The sequence below is a fragment of the Brevibacterium sp. UCMA 11754 genome, from assembly GCF_021532275.1.
Lineage (GTDB): Bacteria > Actinomycetota > Actinomycetes > Actinomycetales > Brevibacteriaceae > Brevibacterium.
The window spans coordinates 75,752-94,506 of the sequence record NZ_JACBOT010000013.1 but is presented as its reverse complement, the minus strand read 5'-3'; the positions used below and the strand labels follow the sequence as shown (position 1 = coordinate 94,506).

The 18,755-nt window shown below is 61.1% G+C and carries 18 protein-coding genes; 14 read left to right on the top strand and 4 right to left on the bottom strand.

Features of this window, described 5'->3' with window-relative positions; all coding sequences use genetic code 11:
- Positions 1–63: 63 nt before the first annotated feature.
- From HX613_RS07895 to HX613_RS07870, 6 genes are all read left to right on the top strand, one after another.
- Positions 64–972, top strand: coding sequence for a sulfurtransferase (locus HX613_RS07895; RefSeq protein WP_235344838.1), 909 nt, complete (start codon positions 64–66; stop codon positions 970–972).
- Positions 972–1,466: a SufE family protein gene (locus HX613_RS07890; RefSeq protein ID WP_235344837.1), complete on the top strand. Its 495-nt coding sequence runs from the start codon at positions 972–974 to the stop codon at positions 1,464–1,466. The genes HX613_RS07895 and HX613_RS07890 overlap by 1 nt, the downstream gene beginning before the upstream one ends.
- Before the next feature lie 85 nt (positions 1,467–1,551).
- The gene (locus HX613_RS07885; RefSeq protein WP_235344836.1) at positions 1,552–2,619 is read left to right on the top strand and encodes an iron chelate uptake ABC transporter family permease subunit; all 1,068 of its coding nucleotides are present in this window, start codon (positions 1,552–1,554) and stop codon (positions 2,617–2,619) included.
- Positions 2,616–3,722: a FecCD family ABC transporter permease gene (locus HX613_RS07880; protein WP_235344835.1), complete on the top strand. Its 1,107-nt coding sequence runs from the start codon at positions 2,616–2,618 to the stop codon at positions 3,720–3,722. Before HX613_RS07885 ends, HX613_RS07880 begins: the two co-directional genes overlap by 4 nt.
- A complete protein-coding gene (locus HX613_RS07875; protein ID WP_235344834.1) occupies positions 3,719–4,597 on the top strand; it encodes an ABC transporter ATP-binding protein in 879 nt (292 codons plus the stop codon). The genes HX613_RS07880 and HX613_RS07875 overlap by 4 nt, the downstream gene beginning before the upstream one ends.
- Before the next feature lie 69 nt (positions 4,598–4,666).
- Entirely contained in the window at positions 4,667–5,614 is a 948-nt protein-coding gene (locus HX613_RS07870) for an ABC transporter substrate-binding protein (protein ID WP_235344833.1), read from the top strand.
- Between the two features lie 3 nt (positions 5,615–5,617).
- Here the strand turns inward: HX613_RS07870 and HX613_RS07865 are convergent, their stop codons facing one another.
- The 3 genes from HX613_RS07865 to HX613_RS07855 are packed head-to-tail and all read right to left on the bottom strand — an operon-like array spanning position 5,618 to position 7,524.
- Complete coding sequence (locus tag HX613_RS07865) at positions 5,618–6,742, bottom strand: DUF808 domain-containing protein (protein ID WP_235344832.1); 1,125 nt, start codon at positions 6,740–6,742, stop codon at positions 5,618–5,620.
- A complete protein-coding gene (locus HX613_RS07860) occupies positions 6,743–7,063 on the bottom strand; it encodes an META domain-containing protein (protein ID WP_235344831.1) in 321 nt (106 codons plus the stop codon). It abuts the gene before it with no gap.
- Positions 7,060–7,524, bottom strand: coding sequence for an META domain-containing protein (locus tag HX613_RS07855; RefSeq protein ID WP_235344830.1), 465 nt, complete (start codon positions 7,522–7,524; stop codon positions 7,060–7,062). The genes HX613_RS07860 and HX613_RS07855 overlap by 4 nt, the downstream gene beginning before the upstream one ends.
- 238 nt (positions 7,525–7,762) lie before the next feature.
- Here HX613_RS07855 and HX613_RS07850 point away from each other — a divergent pair, with 238 nt between their 5' ends.
- Complete coding sequence (locus HX613_RS07850; RefSeq protein WP_235344829.1) at positions 7,763–9,673, top strand: LPXTG cell wall anchor domain-containing protein; 1,911 nt, start codon at positions 7,763–7,765, stop codon at positions 9,671–9,673.
- 286 nt (positions 9,674–9,959) lie between these two features.
- Positions 9,960–12,161 (top strand): S1 family peptidase, encoded by a 2,202-nt coding sequence (locus HX613_RS07845; RefSeq protein ID WP_235344828.1) that lies wholly within the window; start codon positions 9,960–9,962, stop codon positions 12,159–12,161.
- A 91-nt stretch (positions 12,162–12,252) separates the two neighbouring features.
- Here the strand turns inward: HX613_RS07845 and HX613_RS22575 are convergent, their stop codons facing one another.
- Complete coding sequence (locus tag HX613_RS22575) at positions 12,253–12,915, bottom strand: GNAT family N-acetyltransferase (RefSeq protein ID WP_235344827.1); 663 nt, start codon at positions 12,913–12,915, stop codon at positions 12,253–12,255.
- Between the two features lie 39 nt (positions 12,916–12,954).
- On the opposite strand from HX613_RS22575, the gene HX613_RS07835 reads away from it, so the two are divergent.
- From HX613_RS07835 to tpx, 6 genes are all read left to right on the top strand, one after another.
- Positions 12,955–13,788: a thioesterase family protein gene (locus HX613_RS07835; protein ID WP_235344826.1), complete on the top strand. Its 834-nt coding sequence runs from the start codon at positions 12,955–12,957 to the stop codon at positions 13,786–13,788.
- 92 nt (positions 13,789–13,880) lie between these two features.
- A complete protein-coding gene (locus HX613_RS07830) occupies positions 13,881–14,267 on the top strand; it encodes a VOC family protein (RefSeq protein ID WP_235344825.1) in 387 nt (128 codons plus the stop codon).
- Positions 14,268–14,269: 2 nt separating this feature from the next.
- Positions 14,270–14,788, top strand: a complete 519-nt coding sequence (locus tag HX613_RS07825) for a DinB family protein (protein WP_235344824.1) — start codon at positions 14,270–14,272, stop codon at positions 14,786–14,788.
- Positions 14,789–14,858: 70 nt separating this feature from the next.
- The gene (locus HX613_RS07820; protein ID WP_235344823.1) at positions 14,859–15,830 is read left to right on the top strand and encodes a DUF368 domain-containing protein; all 972 of its coding nucleotides are present in this window, start codon (positions 14,859–14,861) and stop codon (positions 15,828–15,830) included.
- A 100-nt stretch (positions 15,831–15,930) separates the two neighbouring features.
- Positions 15,931–18,153, top strand: a complete 2,223-nt coding sequence (locus HX613_RS07815) for a bifunctional metallophosphatase/5'-nucleotidase (RefSeq protein WP_235344822.1) — start codon at positions 15,931–15,933, stop codon at positions 18,151–18,153.
- 79 nt (positions 18,154–18,232) lie between these two features.
- Positions 18,233–18,733 carry a thiol peroxidase gene (gene tpx / locus HX613_RS07810; RefSeq protein WP_235344821.1) on the top strand — a complete coding sequence of 167 codons (501 nt, stop codon included), beginning with the start codon at positions 18,233–18,235 and terminating at the stop codon, positions 18,731–18,733.
- Positions 18,734–18,755 lie beyond the last annotated feature (22 nt).

Below are 18,755 nucleotides of genomic sequence, written 5' to 3'. Positions count from 1 at the left end.
TGGCGTTGAGCCACACAGAAGTCCAATGAGCCACACCATCACAATCTTCATGAGGAGGAACGAGTGAGCACAGCGATCCCGGCCGATACCACGGCCAAATTCGCCGACTACGCAGACGGATCACGACTGGTCAGCACCGAATGGGTGGCAGAGCATGCCGGTGAACCCGGACTGGTCATCGTCGAAAGCGACGAGGACGTCCTCCTCTATGAGACCGGGCACATCCCCGGCGCGGTGAAGGTCGACTGGCACACCGAACTCAACGACACCGTGACACGTGACTACGTCGACGGTGAGGGCTTCGCCGCCCTCATGTCCGCGAAGGGCATCTCACGTGAGGACACGATCGTCTTCTACGGCGACAAATCCAACTGGTGGGCCGCCTACGCGCTGTGGGTCTTCTCGCTGTTCGGTCACGAGGACGTCCGCCTCATGGACGGCGGCCGCTCCAAGTGGCAGGCCGAGGAACGCGAACTGTCCACGGAGAAGCCGCGCCGGGAACCGACCGAATACCCGGTCATCGACCGTGACGACTCAACTCTGCGTGCCTTCCTGCCCGAGGTCAGAGGCAGCCTGGGCAAGCGTCCCCTCATCGATGTGCGCAGCCCCGAGGAATACAGCGGAGAGCGCACCCATATGCCCGCTTATCCCGAAGAGGGTGCACTGCGCGGAGGACACATCCCCACTGCAGCATCGGTGCCATGGGCGAAGGCCGCAAACGAAGACGGCACCTTCAAATCAGCCGAGGAGCTCAAGGCCATCTACACCGACGAGGCCGGGCTCGGCACCGCCGATGAAGTCATCGCCTACTGCCGCATCGGCGAGCGTTCCAGCCACACCTGGTTCGTGCTTCAGCACCTGCTGGGCTACACCAACGTCCGTAACTACGACGGCTCCTGGACCGAATGGGGCAATGTCGTCGGCGTTCCCATCGTCACCGGGTCAGAGGCCGGCGAGGTGCCCAGCCGCTGATGACTGCCGACACAGACGCCGCGATGGCCGACAATTCCGATCTGCCGGAGAGCCTGGTCGAGATCGTCGAGGACTTCGCCGAGACCGAATCCGGTGATCGGCTGCAGCTGCTGCTCGAATTCGCCTCGGAGCTGCCCGAGCTGCCGCAGCGCTACACCGATCATCCCGAACTGCTCGAGCCGGTGCCCGAATGCCAGTCGCCGATCTTCCTCGTCACCGAGGTCGAGAACCCCGAGCAGGGCGGTGCCGCGATCGTGAAGCTGCATTTCTCAGCGCCCCCTGAGGCGCCGACGACCCGTGGCTTCGCCGGGATCCTCCACGAAGGGCTCAATGGCCAGACCGCCGAGGTGGTCCTGTCCATTCCGTCTGACCTGCCTCTGCGGCTGTCGATGACGGAGATCGTGAGCCCGTTGCGACTGCGGGGGATGAGCGGCATGCTGTCCCGGATTCAGCGTCAGACGTCCGAGAGGATCGGCAAGATCACAGGCCAGTGATCGGGAAATCGTTTGGATGCGCCGAAGTTATCGACTAGATTGTGGTTAGCCTGCCCTTAATTAGTCGATGCTAAGGAACCCTCCGATGACCGGTCTCGCCACCACCGCCTCGGCGAATCCGTCTGAGGTGAACGGCCAGAAGGCGAGTCGGGCTCTGAAGGTCAAAAGAACCGTCGGGCTCGTCGTCGCGATTCTGGCATTGATCGTCGTGGTGCTGGCATCGCTGGCCATCGGCACCCGGGACATGCCGATCTCGGAAGTTCTCGGAGCGTTCTTCAACCCCAGCGGCAGCGACGACCAGCTGGTCGTCCTCGAACTGCGCTACCCGCGGACCGTGCTCGGCATCCTCGTCGGCATGGGGCTGGGATTGGCCGGAGGGCTCATCCAGGCGCTGACCCGCAACCCTCTTGCCGATCCAGGCATCCTCGGCGTCAACGCCGGGGCCTCCTTCGCAGTGGCCGTCGGCATCGGGTTCTTCGGGATCACGTCGATCAACGGCTACATCTGGTTCGCCTTCCTCGGTGCTCTCGTGGCCACGACCGGGGTGTACATCATCGGTTCCTCGGGCAGGAACCACAGCGTCGATCCGATCCGCCTGACCTTGGCCGGAGTCGCGGTCGCCGCAGTGCTGACCGGGCTGACCAAAGGAATCCTGCTCACGAACGAACGAGCCTTCGATGCCTTCCGCGCCTGGGACGTCGGAGCCATCGCCGGCCGCGGGTTCGACACGGTCTCTGCGGTCGCCCCATTCATCATCGTCGGCATCGTACTCGCTTTGTTCTTGGCCCACTCGCTCAACGCGGTGGCACTCGGCGACGATCTGGCCGCCAGCCTCGGCACCTCGGTCAACCGCACCCGCATCATCACCATTCTCGCCGTCACCCTCCTCGCCGGCGGCGCCACCGCTGCCGCCGGGCCCATCGGCTTCATCGGGCTCATGATTCCCCACATTGCCCGTTGGATCGTCGGCCCCGACCAGAGATGGATCTTAGGCTACTCCGTCATTCTCTCGCCCATCCTGCTCCTCGTCTCCGATGTGCTCGGACGCGTGGTGATGAAACCGGGCGAACTCCAGGTCGGCGTCGTCACCGCCTTCGTCGGCGCACCGGTGCTCATCGCCCTCGTTCGCAGAAAGAAGGCGAGCGGACTGTGAAGACATCGAACGCACCGATCGGTGACGCCCCCGTGCTCGTTCCAGGACACCGCGTTCTGCCGGGGGAGCGGATCAACTTCGGTCGCCCCATGCTGCGAGTCCTCGGCTTCCGCATCGATCTGCGCGTCGTCGTCACAGCCGGGATCGTCACTCTCCTGGCCCTGGCCTGCGGATTCCTAGGGCTGCTGCTCGGCGAGTTCTCACTGACCCCCGGCGAAGTCTTCCAGGGGCTGTTCGGACAGGCCGACAGGCGCATCGTCAACACCGTCGTCGCCGAATGGCGGGCACCGCGCATCATCGCCGGAATCGTCCTCGGCGCCGGCCTGGGCATCTCGGGCGCGGTGTTCCAATCACTGACCCGCAACCCGCTGGGCAGCCCCGACATCATCGGCTTCTCCACCGGTGCCTACACCGGCGGCATCGTCACCATCATCGTCTTCGGCTCCAGCTTCATCTCCACCGCCTTCGGCGCGATCATCGGCGGCCTACTCACCGCCGTCGTGGTCTACCTTCTGACGTGGAAGGGCGGCGTCCAAGGCTTCCGACTCATCATCGTCGGCATCGCCCTGACCGCTATGCTCAACGCCTTCAACACCTGGCTGATCATGCGCGCTGACCTCGACCTCGCCATGGCCGCAGCCACTTGGGGTGCTGGAACACTCAACGGCATGGGCTGGTCGACACTGCTTCCGGCCGCCATCGGCACGGTGCTGTTGGGGCTGGGATGTGGGCTCTTCTCACGTGGTCTGGGAACCCTGGAGCTCGGCGATGACACCGCCAAGGCGCTCGGCGTGCGCAACGAACCGGTCCGCGCCGGTCTCATCCTGGTGGCCGTAGCTCTCGTCGCCGTCGTCACCGCCGCCGCGGGACCGATCGCCTTCGTCGCACTTGCCGCCCCGCAGATCGGGCGCAGAATCGCGAAATCCCAGGGCACCAGCCTGCTTTCAGCTGCGGCGGTCGGAGCACTTCTGCTCGTCGCTGCTGACCTCATCGCCCAGCATGCCTTGGGCGAGACCCAACTTCCCGTCGGAGTCGTCACCGTGTGCATCGGCGGCATCTACCTGATCTGGCTCCTCATCCAAGAAGCTCGGAAGGCACAATGAGCATCACACCTGATACGACTGACACGACGCCGGACACGACCGACACGAGGTCAACGGACACAGCAGCTTCGGCTCCGGCTCCGCTGGCCGCCCGCAATCTCGATCTCGCCTACGACCAGCGGCACGTCATCGCCGACCTCGACGTGGAGATCGCACCGGGCAAGTTCACCGTCATCGTCGGCCCCAATGCCTGCGGCAAGTCGACTCTGCTGCGGGCACTGGCCAGGCTGATGACGCCGACGAAGGGCACGGTGCTCCTCGATGGCGGAAACATCGCGAAGTTGAAGACGAAGCAGATCGCCAAGCGCTTGGGGCTCCTCCCACAGACCTCGATCGCACCCGACGGCATCACAGTGGCAGAGCTCGTGGCTCGCGGACGTCACCCACATCAGTCGTTCCTCAAACAGTGGACCGAACAGGATGAGGTCGCCGTGCTGACGGCACTGCGTGCAACGAACACCGAAGAGCTCTCCTCCCGCCAGGTCGACGAACTCTCCGGGGGCCAGCGGCAACGGGTCTGGGTCGCGATGGTCCTGGCGCAGGAGACGCCTCTGATGCTCCTCGATGAGCCCACGACGTTCTTGGATCTGGCCTTCCAGATCGACCTACTCGACCTGTTCGCTCAGCTGAATCACGAACACGGCCACACCCTTGTCGCAGTCCTACACGACCTCAACCAGGCGTGCCGCTACGCCGATGAGATCATCGCGATGAAGAACGGCGCGATCGTGGCCCAGGGTGCCCCGGCCCAGATCATCACGACAGAACTGGTTCACCAGGTCTTCGGCATCGACTGCACTGTCATCGACGACCCCGTCACCGGTGCACCCATGATCGTTCCGGGCAAGCCGAAGAAGACCTTCGCTGATCGCTGAGCCCCACTAGCTGCTGATCTCCACTACCGGCTGGTCCCCTCTAACTGCTGGTCCGATCGAAAGCACATCATGAAGAGAGCCAACATCGTCGTTGCAACTCTGGCCACGGGGGCATTGGTCCTCAGCGGCTGCTCGGCGCCTGCCTCCAGCGGCTCGTCGGGAGAGAATGAGACAGGATCGGTCACACCGGTGACGGTGGACACTCTTAAGGGTGAGGTCGAGGTTCAGGCAGACCCGAAGAACGTGGTCGCACTCAACACACCCTCGGCGGACGTCTCTGCGCAACTGGGCACGACCCCGGCTGCCGTGGCCACAAGCGTCGATCAACTCAACGCCTGGCAGCAGGGGGTTCTCGACGATGTCGCAGACGACTCTCTGGTCAGCGACACCTATGAGGTCGACGTGGAGAAGGTGGCGTCGTACGAACCTGATGTCATATTCGCCACCCCTTGGAACGTCACCGACAAAGCGGTATATGACCAGCTGTCCGATATTGCCCCGGTAGTGGTGCCGAAGTCGGAATCGACCAACCCCGACTGGGACGTCAGCGCAGAAGTCGTCGGTGAGGCTCTGGGCAAGAAGGGCGAGGTCGATGAGATCATCGCGACGACGAAGAAGTCGATGAAGACAATGGGACAAGACCTCGGTGTGGCGGGCAAGACCTATCAGGTCATCTCGCCTCGTGCCGATGGCATCTATTTCGGTAATGCTGCCCCGCTCGAGCTCGTCGGACTGGAACCGGGGCAGCATCAGACTCCCGAAGAGGTCAACAAGTTCACACTCTCGGCCGAAGAGCTGAACCAGCTCGATGCCGATTTCCTCTTCATCTGGGACATGGGCGACGACGCGAGGTCGACGGTCGAAGACAACCCCAGCTTCGACTCTCTACCCGCAGTGAAAAACGGAACCGCAAAGTTCGTAGGCGCTGACTTCACGACTGCGATCAACAGTGCCAGCCCGGCCAGCCTCGACTGGCTCATGACCGAAAGCGACATCCAAGACGTGCTGGAGAAATAGGACTCAGCTGTCCGAGGCATCTTTGGCCTGGCCGGGTGCGTAGGTCGGCTTAGGTCCTGCCCCGTGATTGGCAGGCGAGACCGTGTCCGCAGGAGACTTCGCATAGTTTGTCTTCGTGTCGCTCGTCGTCGCATTGTCCGTCTTCGTGTCCCGGACGGAGGGCTCATTGTCGTCTTTGTTTCCCGACTTCAGCAAAGCGGTGAGGCCGATAGCGATACCAGCCACGATTCCTCCCCAGACGGCGCCGAGGATGAGTGAGAAGAACGTGTTGACCAGCCAGCCGAGGAATCCGCCGACTCCGGCGACCGCGGCCACTGGCTCTTCGAGGTGGTGGACGAAATCGTAGAGGGCATGGAATCCGAGTTCGTCCGTACCGACAAGAATGATGTGTCCACCGACCCACAGCATGGCAAAGGTGCCGATGACTGATAGGCCTCCGAGGAGCTTGGGCATCGCTTTGACGAGGAACCGGCCGAACTTCTGTGTGCTCGGCTTCTCCTTCTGCGCCATGTGCAGACCGATGTCGTCCATCTTTACGATGAGGGCTACAGAACCGTAGACACCGATGGTGATCGCCAGGGCCACGACGACGAGGATGATGGCCCGTGGGAGCAGGTCCTCGCTGGCTACCTCGTTGAGGGCGATGACCATGATTTCGCAGCTGAGCACGAAGTCAGTGGTGATGGCTGAGCGGACGATCTTCTTCTCAGCGTCGCCGTCATTCTTCTTGCCGTGTTTGGATTCCTTCTTCGGTTCTTCGTGGTGTTCGATCCATCCGAACTTCTCGAAGATCTTCTCCGCGCCCTCGAAGCACAGATAGGTGCCGCCCACCATCAGCAGCGGAGTCAACAGCCAGGGGAGGAATTCGCTGAGCAGAAGGATGATCGGCAGGATGATGAGGATCTTGTTGATCAGCGAACCGAAGGCGATGCGCTTGATGATCGGCAGTTCCCGTTTCGGGTTGACGCCCTCAACGAATTTCGGCGTCACTGCCGCATCGTCGACGACTACGCCTGCGGCTTTGACTCCTGCCCGGGAAGCGCCCGCAGCGACGTCATCGAGGCTCGCCGCCGAGAGTCTGACGAGTGCCGCTACGTCATCGAGGAGCGCGAACAGACCGCCGGCCATCTAACGTCCTTCGTCGGGTTCGTCTGTATCGGCGGCTCGAGTCAGCGCGCCGAGGTGGTTGCCGCTGTGGTCGAAGACGGTGAGTACGTCACCTTCGGCCTCAACCCGGTGAACCCGTCCTACCCAGGCTTCCATCCCCATGACGGCACGCTGTGTGGTGGCGAAGGGTTTGACGACCGCTCCTGGCTCCTCCGCTCCCCAAGTGGTCGAGATCCGATTTCCGCCATCGCTGCCGGTCAACGTTCCGTCCTCCTCGAATTGGAGGAACGCTGAGGACCCATCCTTTGTGCTGATCCACTTGCCGTTGACTGGATTGCTCATTTGTCTTCCTTCTCCAGTCCGCCGACGACCTTCCCGCTGGCGTCGGAGATCTTCATGACGTTGCCTTCGACAGTTGCCGACGATGCTTTGGACAGCCATGTGTCCACGCCCGCACATGCTTTCTGGGTCGTGGTGAATGAGGAGATGAGGATTTTGTCCCCATCGACTTCCCACGTTGTCTTGATTGCGTTGCAGCCATCGGTTCCCTCTACCTGTCCGTCTTCGGAGAACTCAAGATATGGATCTCCAGCTTCAGGAGAGGTCCATTTTCCGGTGGGATCAAGGGCCGCAGAATCGGCCGATTCAGAGGGCGTGTTGGATTCTGTGGGTGCGGAGCTGGTCGGTTCGCTGGGCTCGGAGCCTGTCCCGCACGCGGCAAGAGGCAGGATGAGGCCGAGAACAGCAACTCCGATCACACGTCTGAACGTAGCTGAAGGTCTGTTGTCAGTGAGGTTGAGCATGCACCGATCATAACGGCCAGCCTTGAGCGCATCATGGAGAATATGGCGAGTTGGGTGTCAATTCAGGTTTTGTAAGTTGTGTTCACCAGCAACACCCATTGTGCTTGCTTCCCATCGTTGCCAAACCGTAACCTTTCATGTGGTTGAAAGACTGTTCTCAGAAACGTCCGCTCGAATGTTGGGTCGAAGAGAGCACAGGCAAACGCAACAGTGAATCCGATCAAGGGAACCTAAGAGTATGCAGAAGAAACTCGTTCAGAGTTCGCTGGCACTGACCGCCGCCGCGGCGCTCGGTCTCGGCAGTGCGTTCGTCGCATCCCCTGCCATGGCCGACAACGGCCCGCAGAAGCTGGATGTGCAGAACGACGCGCAGGTGCAGAAGGCACTGTCCGGCGTCGAGGGTGTCAATGCCTACGGTGCCAAGGGTGGAAAGCTCAACCTCGGTGTTGAGAAGAAGACCGACGAAATCAAGGACCTCGAGAAGAAGTTCGACAACGTCAACATTGTCGACGGCATCAAGGAACTCAAGCCTTACGCCAAGAAGGACCTTGTCGGCGGGGCTGGCTACCAGGCCAACACACCTGCAGGCAGCGGCGTTTGCTCCACCGGCTTCTCCGGCTGGGACGGCGATGGTAACCCTGTCGTGCTGACCGCAGGACACTGCTCGAAGGTCATTGAAGACACCGGCGAGATCAACGGTGATTCGAAAATCGGCGAAACTGAGAAGCCTTCCATCGCAGAAGCCAATGGCGGCGAAGGATTCAAGCCATCTGGCCTCGGTGTCGTGGGCGAGTGGGGCTACCACAGCTACGGCAGCGGCGATCTCCTCGAGGGACCCAGCGATGACTGGACCGAGCCGAAGCCCACCGACATCGACTTCGCTGTGATCAACGTTGACAAGGAAAAGTACAACGTCAAGAACGGCGTCACCGACTGGTCGAGTGCAGACTCCGACGACCTGTCGACGAGCCTCGCCACCGACATTGCAAAGGTTGGCGCACACAAGGAAACCACCGTTGAGAAGTCCGGCCGTACGACCGGTCTGACCGAAGGCGACGTCATTCCGTTCGAAGAGTACCCATTTGAGTACTCGAACGTGGGTGGGCGTTGGGTTCACGGCTTCGGTGTGACTTCACCTGAGTCCGATCCGTTCTCGCAGCCGGGCGACTCCGGCGGCGCCGTCTTCCAGGGCGACACCGCTGTCGGTGTCATCTCCGGAGGCGGACCTGCAGCTGATGGCTCCCAGTTCGGCTGGGTTGCCGACCTCGACTACTCGCTCGAGCAGTCCGGTGTCGACTTCCAGGTTGAGAAGCCAGGCGACGAGACCCCTGAGGCTCCGGCAGCACCCAAGGCTGAAGACCAGACCATCGAGCCCACGGGCGATGTGACCGGTAAGGCCGAGGCTGGCGCCGAGGTTGAGGTCAAGTGGGAAGCCGCTAAGGGCACCCAGGCCGCTGAAGACGGATCCGAGACGGTCAAGGCCGACAAGGACGGCAACTTCACAGTCGAGGGCCCCAAGGCCGAGGGTGAATACGACTTCACTGCAACTGCCACTGTGGAGGGACAGGAATCCGAGCCTGTCGAATTCCAGGTCACAGTTGAAAAGGAAGAGACCGAGACTCCTGCTCCAGCCGAGCGTGAGATCAACGTTGACCCCAAGGAAATCGCCGCTTCTGACTTCGTGAAGGAAGACAAGGGCGTGACCGTCACGGTCAAGGGCTTCGACGAGGGAGAGAAGGTGTCTCTCAAGGTGGCTTCCGGTCCTGAGAACGTCGAAGGCATCACCCTCGATGAGACCGCAAATGAGAACGGTGCAGCTGCCTTCTCGATCTACGGCACGAGCGAAGCCGATCCTTCGGTCTACCTCGGCAAGTACGACGTGAACGTCACCGGAGCCAACGACACCGATGAAGAGAAGGCTCTTGCCGGTTCCTTCAACGTTGTCGAAGATGAAGACGGCAACGGCGGCGGAAACGACGGCGGCGATGACGGTAACAGTGATGACGACGGCAATGGTGACGGTGGAGACGGTGGATCCGATCTGCCTCGCACCGGTGCTGAACTGACCGGCCTTGCTGCCGGTGCCGGACTCCTCGTTGTTGGTGGAGCTGCAGTCGTTCTGACTATGCGTCGGAACAAGAAGAACTGAATATGACTCACACGGTCAGCACATGATCGTCTGAGAGTTCACTCGAGCGCCCCTGGTCTACGGACCGGGGGCGCTCGAGTGTCTGTGGCTAGACCGAGGAATCTGGTGAGAACGAGCCGCCCAGTGGCTCAGCAAATCATTTCAGCAACATCTGTTGTTTCGTTCATTTAGTTCACAGTTTGTTGTCTACTTTCTTGGTAGTCGCTGTATGCAGGTCGTAACCTTATCGTGACCAAGGTCATCAAGTTGTGATATTGCAACCTCCTGATAAGAGAAACGGAAACGTATGCAGAAGAAACTCGTGCAGAGTTCGCTGGCACTGACCGCCGCAGCGGCGCTCGGTCTCGGCAGTGCGTTCGTCGCGTCCCCTGCGCTGGCCGACGGCCCGCAGAAGCTGGATGTGCAGAACGATGTTCAGGTCCAGAAGGCACTGTCTGACATCGAAGGCGTAAATGCCTACGGCGCAAAGGGCGGAGAGCTCAATCTCGGTGTTGAGAAGAAGACCGCGGAGATGAAGGACCTCGAGAAGAAGTATGACAACGTCAACTTCACCGAGGGCATCAAGGAACTCAAGGCGTACGCTGGCAATGACGTCGTTGGTGGCGCTGGCTACACGGTCGGTGAAGCCGGCGGCGCACCGAGCGGAGTCTGCTCGACCGGATTCTCCGGGTGGGACGGCGACGGCAATCCTGTCGTACTGACCGCGGGCCACTGTTCGAAGCTCATGGACCCGGACACCGCAGTAATCACCGGTGACAGCACCGTCAACGACACCGAGCGGCCGTCGACGGCTCCCGCAAACAAATCAGAGAAATCTGAGCTGACAGGAATTGGTGTCCTTGGCAAGTGGGACTTCACCAGCTTCGGTGAGAGTGGTCAGCACGAGAACTCGGAAGATCTCGCCAACGCTCAGAGCAGCGACATCGACTTCGCGGTCATCAACGTTGACAAGTCGAAGTACGGTGTGAAGAACGGTGTGACCGATTGGTTGAGCGCTGACTCCGACGACCTGTCCACGAGCCTCGCGACTGAGATCAGCAAGGTGGGTGCTCACAAGGACGGAACGATCCAGAAGTCCGGTCGTACGACAGGCCTGACCGATGGCGACGTCTACGCCGAGTACAACGCCAAGTTCGATTTCGCTAGCATCAGTGGATACTGGGTACATGGATTCGGCGTTACCTCTCCAGAGTCTGACCCATTCTCACAGCCGGGCGACTCCGGCGGTGCAGTTTTCCAGGGTGACACTGCGGTCGGTGTCATCTCCGGCGGAGGCCCGATGGGCGACGGAAGCGGCAAACAGTTCGGTTGGGTTGCTGACCTTGACCACTCGATCGCGGAATCGGGCGTGGATTTCCAGCTCACCGATCCGAATGAAGAGCCTCCGGGCGACGATGACGCGGATGCTGATGCAGGCGCGGATGCCAAGGACGCTGACGCAGATGCTGGTGCGGACGCCAAGGATGCAGATGCGGCAGCCGCTGCCGACGGTGACGACGCAAACGCTGACGCGGATGCCGACGCTCCGGAAGCACCCGATGCCCCAGTCGTCGAAGACCAGAAGGTTGACGAAGGCGGACAGATCACCGGTAAGACCGAAGCCAATGCCAAGGTCGAGCTGAACTGGAAGCCCGCGTCCGGTACTCAGAAGGCTGTCGCGGTACACGCTGCACCCGAAGGTTCTGTGACAGTCACGGCTGACGCCGAGGGCAACTTCACGGCAGAAGCACCTTCGGAAACCGGTACGTACGATTACACCGCTACCGCTACCACTGACGCCGGTACCTCGAAGGCAACCTCGTTCACCGTGACCGTGGAAGCTGCTGCTGACGAAGCAGACGCCGACACCGACGGTGCAACCGCCGATGCCGATGCAGGTGCAGAAGCCGATGCTGGTGCTGAAGCCGACGCTGGTGCAGAGGCTGACGCTGGCGCAGCTGCAGACGCTAAGAATGCAGAATCCAACGCTGATTCCGACGGATCGAAGGACGGCGAGGCACCGGCCGAGCGCAAGATCTCCATCGAGCCCAAGGAAGTTGCTGCTTCTGACTTCGTGAAGAAGGACAAGGGTGTGCAGATCACGGTCGAGGGCTTCGAAGAGGGCGAAAAGGTCTCTCTCGAGGTTGTCGCCGGTCCGGAAAATGTTGAGGGCATCACTCTCGACGAGACTGCGAACGAAAACGGTGTCGCCGCCTTCTCGATCTACGGAACCAACGCATCCGATCCTTCGGCCTACCTGGGCAAGTACGACGTGCAGGTGACCGGAGCCAACGACACGGATGAAGAGAAGGCTCTTGCCGGCTCGTTCACCGTAGTTGCCGATGAAGATGGCAACGGCGGCGGAAGCGACGACGGTGACGGTGGAGACGGTGGATCTGATCTGCCTCGCACCGGTGCTGAACTGACCGGCCTTGCTGCCGGTGCCGGACTCCTCGTTGTTGGTGGAGGCGCAGTTGTCCTGACCATGCGTCGGAACAAGAAGAACTGAACATAGCTCACCCGATCAGCCAGTGATCGTCTGAGAGTTCATAAGAGTGCCCCTGGTCTTCCGATCAGGGGCACTCGTCTCATGGTCAGAACTACCGCGTCAAGGCACGCATGGCGATATTGTCATCGCGAGTATTGCCTTCGAACCGATCGACGTCCATGGTCATGAACACATGATCAGTGACGGTCCGCAAGCACTCGGTGCCGAGTCCCTGCCCGCGACGCTCCGTTGCCAACCGCAGGTCGAACATAGGTGTGTCTTCAGTGAGGTCTTCGAGTCGCACTATGCCGAGGTTGCCCAACTGTTCATGCTGGAGCCAGAAAGTGTCGTAGTCATCACTGCGAAAAGCACCGGATTCAATCCGCTCTTCGACCCCGGCAGCAGTCCATCGCTCAGGGCGGACGTGGAAGGGAAAATCATTGCTGGTGAAGAAATCGATGAGTTCGGAACGATCGGCACCATTGGGATCGAGGCGTGACAAGGATATGCTCATGGTCACCAGGCTAACGGGATACGTGATGACAGGGGAGTGACAGCGATGGGCCTCGATGATGACCCATTCGACTACCGCATTACGAAATCCGGCATGCTCATCATTACGCGCAACGGCCGAACCGTGATGGAGCTTGGCGGCAAGAAGGCATCTGCATTGATTCCCAAGCTCGGTGCCAGCGACGAATCCGATCAGCAGCTGCTTGCGCGTGTCACCGGGAACTACCGCCGCGGCAATGAACGACAGGTCAACAAACCTCACTGACCGGACGATTGTTCAGTCCTTGGTAATGTGTGTCACATGAGTCAGAAGAATCCGGGCGAATCTTCCCTGGGCGAGTTCGCCTCCGCCATTGCAGTCAAACGCGAGTCGGATACCAGCTTCAGCGCTGAGCTCGACGGAGAGTGGAGTGTCGCCGGCGCGGTCAACGGCGGATACCTCCTCAGCATTGCCGCGCAGGCCCTGCGGAGCAACAGCCCGAAGGCTCCTGACCCTTTGGTCCTTTCGACCTACTACCTGGGCCCCAGCCAGGGCGGCCGAGCCGACATCGCGACGCGACTCATCCGCGAGGGCCGATCCAGTGCCACCTTCGCCGTTGATCTGTCCCAGAACGACGCACCGACGATCACCGCCCTGGCGACGATGGGCAGCCTCGCTGATCTGCCTGACGATGTCGCGACCACAGCCAGCCCACCAGAGCTGCCGGACCCGGATCAGTGCATCAGCATCGCCGAGGCACCCGGAGACTTCGTCAAGTCCGCTCCCTTGGTCAAACGTTACGATATGAGACTCGATCCCGAGACCGCCGGCTTCGCAGCTGGTCGACCCAGTGGCCGCGGTCTGCTCCAGGGTTGGATCCGCTTGGCTGACGGGACCGAACCAGACTCGCTGGCGCTGCTGGCATTCCTTGACGCGTTCCCGCCGGTGATGTTCGATCTGGGCCGCTTCAACTGGGCCCCGACCATGGAGCTCACCGCTCATCTTCGTGCCGTTCCAGCTCCAGGCTGGATCAGGGCGAAGCTGTACACGCGTAACATCGCCGGCGGCATGTTCGAAGAAGATTGTGAGCTCTGGGACTCCGCCGGCCGATTGGTCGCCCAGTCCCGGCAGCTGGCACGACAGCCGCGAGGTTGAGAGCTGAAGTATGTCGGGAGGCCCGCGCCGAGTCACAACCTGCGTCTAGAGTGTGAGGTCAAACTGACATCACTACGAAAGGACCACCAGCCATGGCGTCTCTGTCCTCGCTGAGCATCACCTTCGACTGCAAAGACGTCGAAGCCCAGTCGGTATTCTGGGCCGAACTCCTCAAAGCCGAACTCGATGACGGCGCGAACGAATTCGTCGCCAGCATCGGCGGCGTCCACAGTGGCGAATCGACGACTCCCGGCATGCTCTTCCTCAAGGTCGAGGAACGCGGCGAGGGAAAGAACCCCTTGCACATCGATCTCGATGACCCGAACTATCCCGCCGATGTCGACCGTGCGGTGGCATTGGGGGCCGAGAAAGTTGAATCGTTTGCCGAGTTCGGCATCGAATGGACCACGCTGAAAGACCCCGAAGGAAATGTCTTCGACATCGGTCGGAAGACACCGAACGAACAGGGCGAAATATGAGCATGAGCCCGCGGCCAACAGACCCGACCGAAGCACCGAACGAGCGTCAGGGGCTGGAAGAGTTCCTCGACTACTATCGTGCGGTGCTGCGCAGAAAGGTCGAAGGGCTGGCCTCGGCCGACCTCAACCGTCGGGTCGGTGCATCGCCGCTGACGCTGGGCGGGATCATCAAGCACCTCAGCCTGGTCGAAGAATCATGGTTCGTCGAGGACATCCTGGACCAGGAGCTTTCTGAACCGTGGGCGAGCATTGACTGGAAGGCCGATCCTGACTGGGACTTCGAGAGCGCAGCCGAGGACACGCCCGATTACCTGCTGAGTCTGCATGACAGGGCCTGTGACCAGTCGCGGGAAATCCTCGCTGGCATCGATGACTTGGATACGCTCATGGCACGTAAACCGTCCTCGGGCGAGCGGTTCAACGTTCGGTGGGTGCTCATCCATATGATCGAGGAATACGCTCGACACGTAGGCCACGCCGATCTCATCCGCGAAAGCATCGACGGAGCCACCGGAGACTAGGACACCACGACGGTGACATGGAGTCTATTGTTGGCACCTGGGAGTGTGAGTCTCGTAGGCTGTAGGAACTATGAATAACTCCAGCTCCGAGGGGCCCTCTTACGTGAAGACCACCCGTTCCAAAGCTCTGATTCCCCTCGATCTGCTCCGCGGTTTCCTGATCGGCTCTGCCGAGCTCGTCCCCGGGGTCTCCGGCGGAACGATCGCTCTCGTGACCGGAGTCTACGACCAGCTCATCGACTCGGCTGCCCATGTGGTCAAGGCGGCGAAGACTGTGATCACCGGCCCTGACCGGCGGAGCGGTGCCCTCGCAGAACTGCGCCGCACAGACTGGTTCCTCGTCATCCCAGTCCTCCTGGGCATGGCGGCAGCAGTCCTCAGCATCGCTGGAGTGATGGAAGGCTTCGTCACAGCCAACCCAGAACTTGCCAAGGGGCTGTTCTTCGGACTCGTCGCAGCCAGCATTTCCGTCCCATTGCGCATGCTGCCGGCGCGCAGCGGGCAATCTCTGCTGCTGGGTATTCTCGTCTTTCTCGCCGCTGCGGCTCTCGCCTTCTGGATGACCGGACTGGCAGGAGGTTCCGACGTTGAGAACCCACCACTCATTGCGGTCTTCTTCGTCGCCTCAATCGCCATCTGCGCTCTGGTCGTTCCCGGCGTATCGGGATCGTTCTTCCTCCTCGCAGTCGGCCTCTACGCCACCACTCTGCGCGCGGTCGACGACCGCGACCTCGTCTACATCGCTGTATTCGGACTCGGCGCGATCCTCGGCCTGGCACTGTTCGTCAACATCCTGCGCTACTTACTGCACAATCACCGATGGTGGACTCTGGTCGCGATGGCTGGTCTGATGCTCGGCTCCCTGAGAGCCCTGTGGCCGTGGCAATCCGATGCGGAAGCCGGGGGTCTGCTCGCGCCCTTCGACCCGATCGCTGCCCCGATCATTCTCGCCGTCATCGGTGCGGCAATCGTGGTTGTCCTCATCGTCATCGAGTCCAAGTTCGCGTCGAAGACTGCCAAGGAGAACCTCGTCGAACAGTAGAGGCAACATAGGTTGTGCAGATTTCGCTCAGGATTTGCTCAGGGTCGTCGAAATTCAGATTAGAGTGGGAGATCTGAATCACAACGACATCTGGAGACTTATGCGCTTGCGAAGCTTGGCCTCGTCCACGTTGGCATTGACACTCATCGTTGCTGGCCCGGCAGCCGCCTCGGCGACGGGGCTGGGCAGCGGGCCTCCGGACGAGGAACAGGCAGCGGCCACGGGCGAACTCACCATGTTGGCGACGACCGATGTCCACGGTCACGTCCTCAACTGGGACTACTTCGCCAATGCGCCCTACCCCGTCGGGGAAGAACTCGGCATGTCGCGCGCCTCCACTCTGATCAAGGGTGTCAAAGAGGTCAAGGGCGAGGATTCGGTGCTCCTCGTTGACAACGGTGACACGATCCAGGGCACCCCATTGACGTACTACTACGCGCAGCAGGAACGCATCACCGAAACCGGTGAGACGCACCCGATGGCCAAAACCTACAACCACGTCGGCTATGACGCACAGGTCGTGGGCAACCACGAGTTCAACTACGGACTCGGCCTGCTCGCCAAATACAAGGAGCAGGTCAACTTCCCCGTCCTGGGCGCGAACGTCATCAATGACGACGACGATCAGCCCCACCTCGATCCCTACACCCTCGTGGAGAAGAACGTCTCCGGTCAGGAGATCACCATCGGTGTGCTGGGCGTGACGACCCCAGGCAGCCGGATCTGGGACAAGAACAAACTCTCCGGCAAGGTCCACTTCGATGACCCCGTCGAGACTGCGAAGAAGTACGTCCCGGAGATGAAGGACGCCGGGGCAGACATCGTCGTCGTACTCTCCCACTCCGGCAAGGATCCCGAAGGCCAGACCTGGGACCCCTCGAAGCTGCAGGAGAACATCAGCACCTCTGTCGCGAAGGTTCCCGGGGTCGATGTGCTCGTCGCCGGACACACCCACCAGGATGAGCCGAGCCAGGTCGTGTCACGCGAAGACGGGACAAAGGCGCTCATCACCCAGCCCAACTACTGGGCGCGGTCCGTCTCCGAGGTGGACCTGCCCATCAATCTCGAAGACATGGGGATCGACTGGGGGAGTGCTGAACCCGAAGCCACACCGCTTGCCACGCAGGGTGATGTCGCTGAGGATCCGGAGATCAAAGATCTCATCGATTCTCAGCATAAGAAGACCGTCGACTACGTCAACACGAAGATCGGCTCGGTGACCGAGACGATGAGCGCAGAGTCCTCGTACTATGAGGACACTGCGATCCTCGACTTCATCTCAAAGGTGCAGTCCGAGACGGTAGAGACCGCGTTGGCAGACACCGAATACAAAGACGTGCCCGTCATCTCGCAGGCCTCGCCATTCAGCCGCACAGCGAAGTTCCCTGCCGGAGACATCACCATCCGCGATGTCGCCGGACTCTACGTCTTCGACAACACCCTCGGCGGAGTCGAAATTAACGGTTCACAACTGCGCGACTACCTCGAGTTCTCCGCCCGCTACTTCAAACAGACAGAAGAAGGCGCAGACTTCGACCCGGTCAATGGAACCAACGCCATCGACGAGGGCCTCGACCGGCCGATTCCCGACTACAACTACGACGCGCTCTCGGGCATCGACTACGACATCAACGTGTCCAAACCGGTCGGCGAACGCATTGAGAACCTGACCGACAAAGAGGGCAATACCGTCGGCGATGACGACACATTCATCCTCGCGATCAACAACTACCGTCAGTCCGGAGGCGGCGACTACCCGGTCGGAGACCTGAAAGAGGTCTACAACGAACAGGTCGAGGTCCGTCAGGCCCTCATCGACTGGGTCAAAGACAACGAGATTGTCGATCCCACGGACTTCTACGATGAGAACTGGCAGGTCGTCACGACCACGCAGGACCCAGGCGACGATGACGAAGCGTCATCCGAGGCCGCGGCACAGACCGAAGCTGATGCCCAGGCAGAGGCGGACGGGACTTCCGACGGTGGCAACGCCGATGGAGCAGACAGCACGGACAGCGCCAACGGCGACGAAGACGCAGCCGCCAACGACGGTGCGAATTCTGCGATCGACGCTGAAGCCACAGTCGACGCTGACGCCACGGTCGATGCCGACGGCGGGACCACCTCGGCGAACGGATCGGATTCTGACAGCGGCATGGACGATGCCAAGGGATCCGACTCTTCCAGCGGCAGGGGGAATGCCAATGCCGGCGGCGATCTGCCACGCACGGGCGCCGAACTGGGTGCCTCGATCGGGATTGCGGCAGCCATCATTGCACTCGGAGCAGGATTGGTCTGGTTCGCCCGCCGTGGTCGGATCTGAATGAACGATTCTCGTGTCGGTGAACTCACGTAGGGTGGGAACCGACAGCAGTGATCACGATAGAAAGCGAGCGAGAAGCATGGCGAAAACAGCATTCCAGGGCACACCGGTCAAGACTGTAGGCGAGCTCCCGGAGAAGGGCACACAGGCACCAGCATTCAGCCTCGTGGGCAACGACCTCGGCGAAGTCAACTCTGCCGACACAACGGGCAAGCGCGTTGTACTCAACATCTTCCCGAGCGTGGACACCGGTGTCTGTGCGGCCTCGGTGCGCAAGTTCAATGAACTCGCCGCGAGCCTGGAGAACACCACAGTGCTGTGTGTGTCCAATGACCTGCCCTTCGCACAGGCCCGCTTCTGCGGCGCCGAAGGCATTGAGAACGTCGTCGCCGCATCCGGGTTCCGCAGCGCCTTCGGCAAGGAGTTCGGCGTGACCATGGTCGACGGACCCCTGGCCGGACTGCTGGCCCGTTCAGTCGTCGTCCTCGACGAAAAGGGAACCGTCATCCACAAGCAGCTGGTCGACGAGATCGGCACCGAACCGGATTACGACTCGGCGGTCGCCGCACTCAGCGCCTGAGTGTGTCGGATCCGGTCGCCGC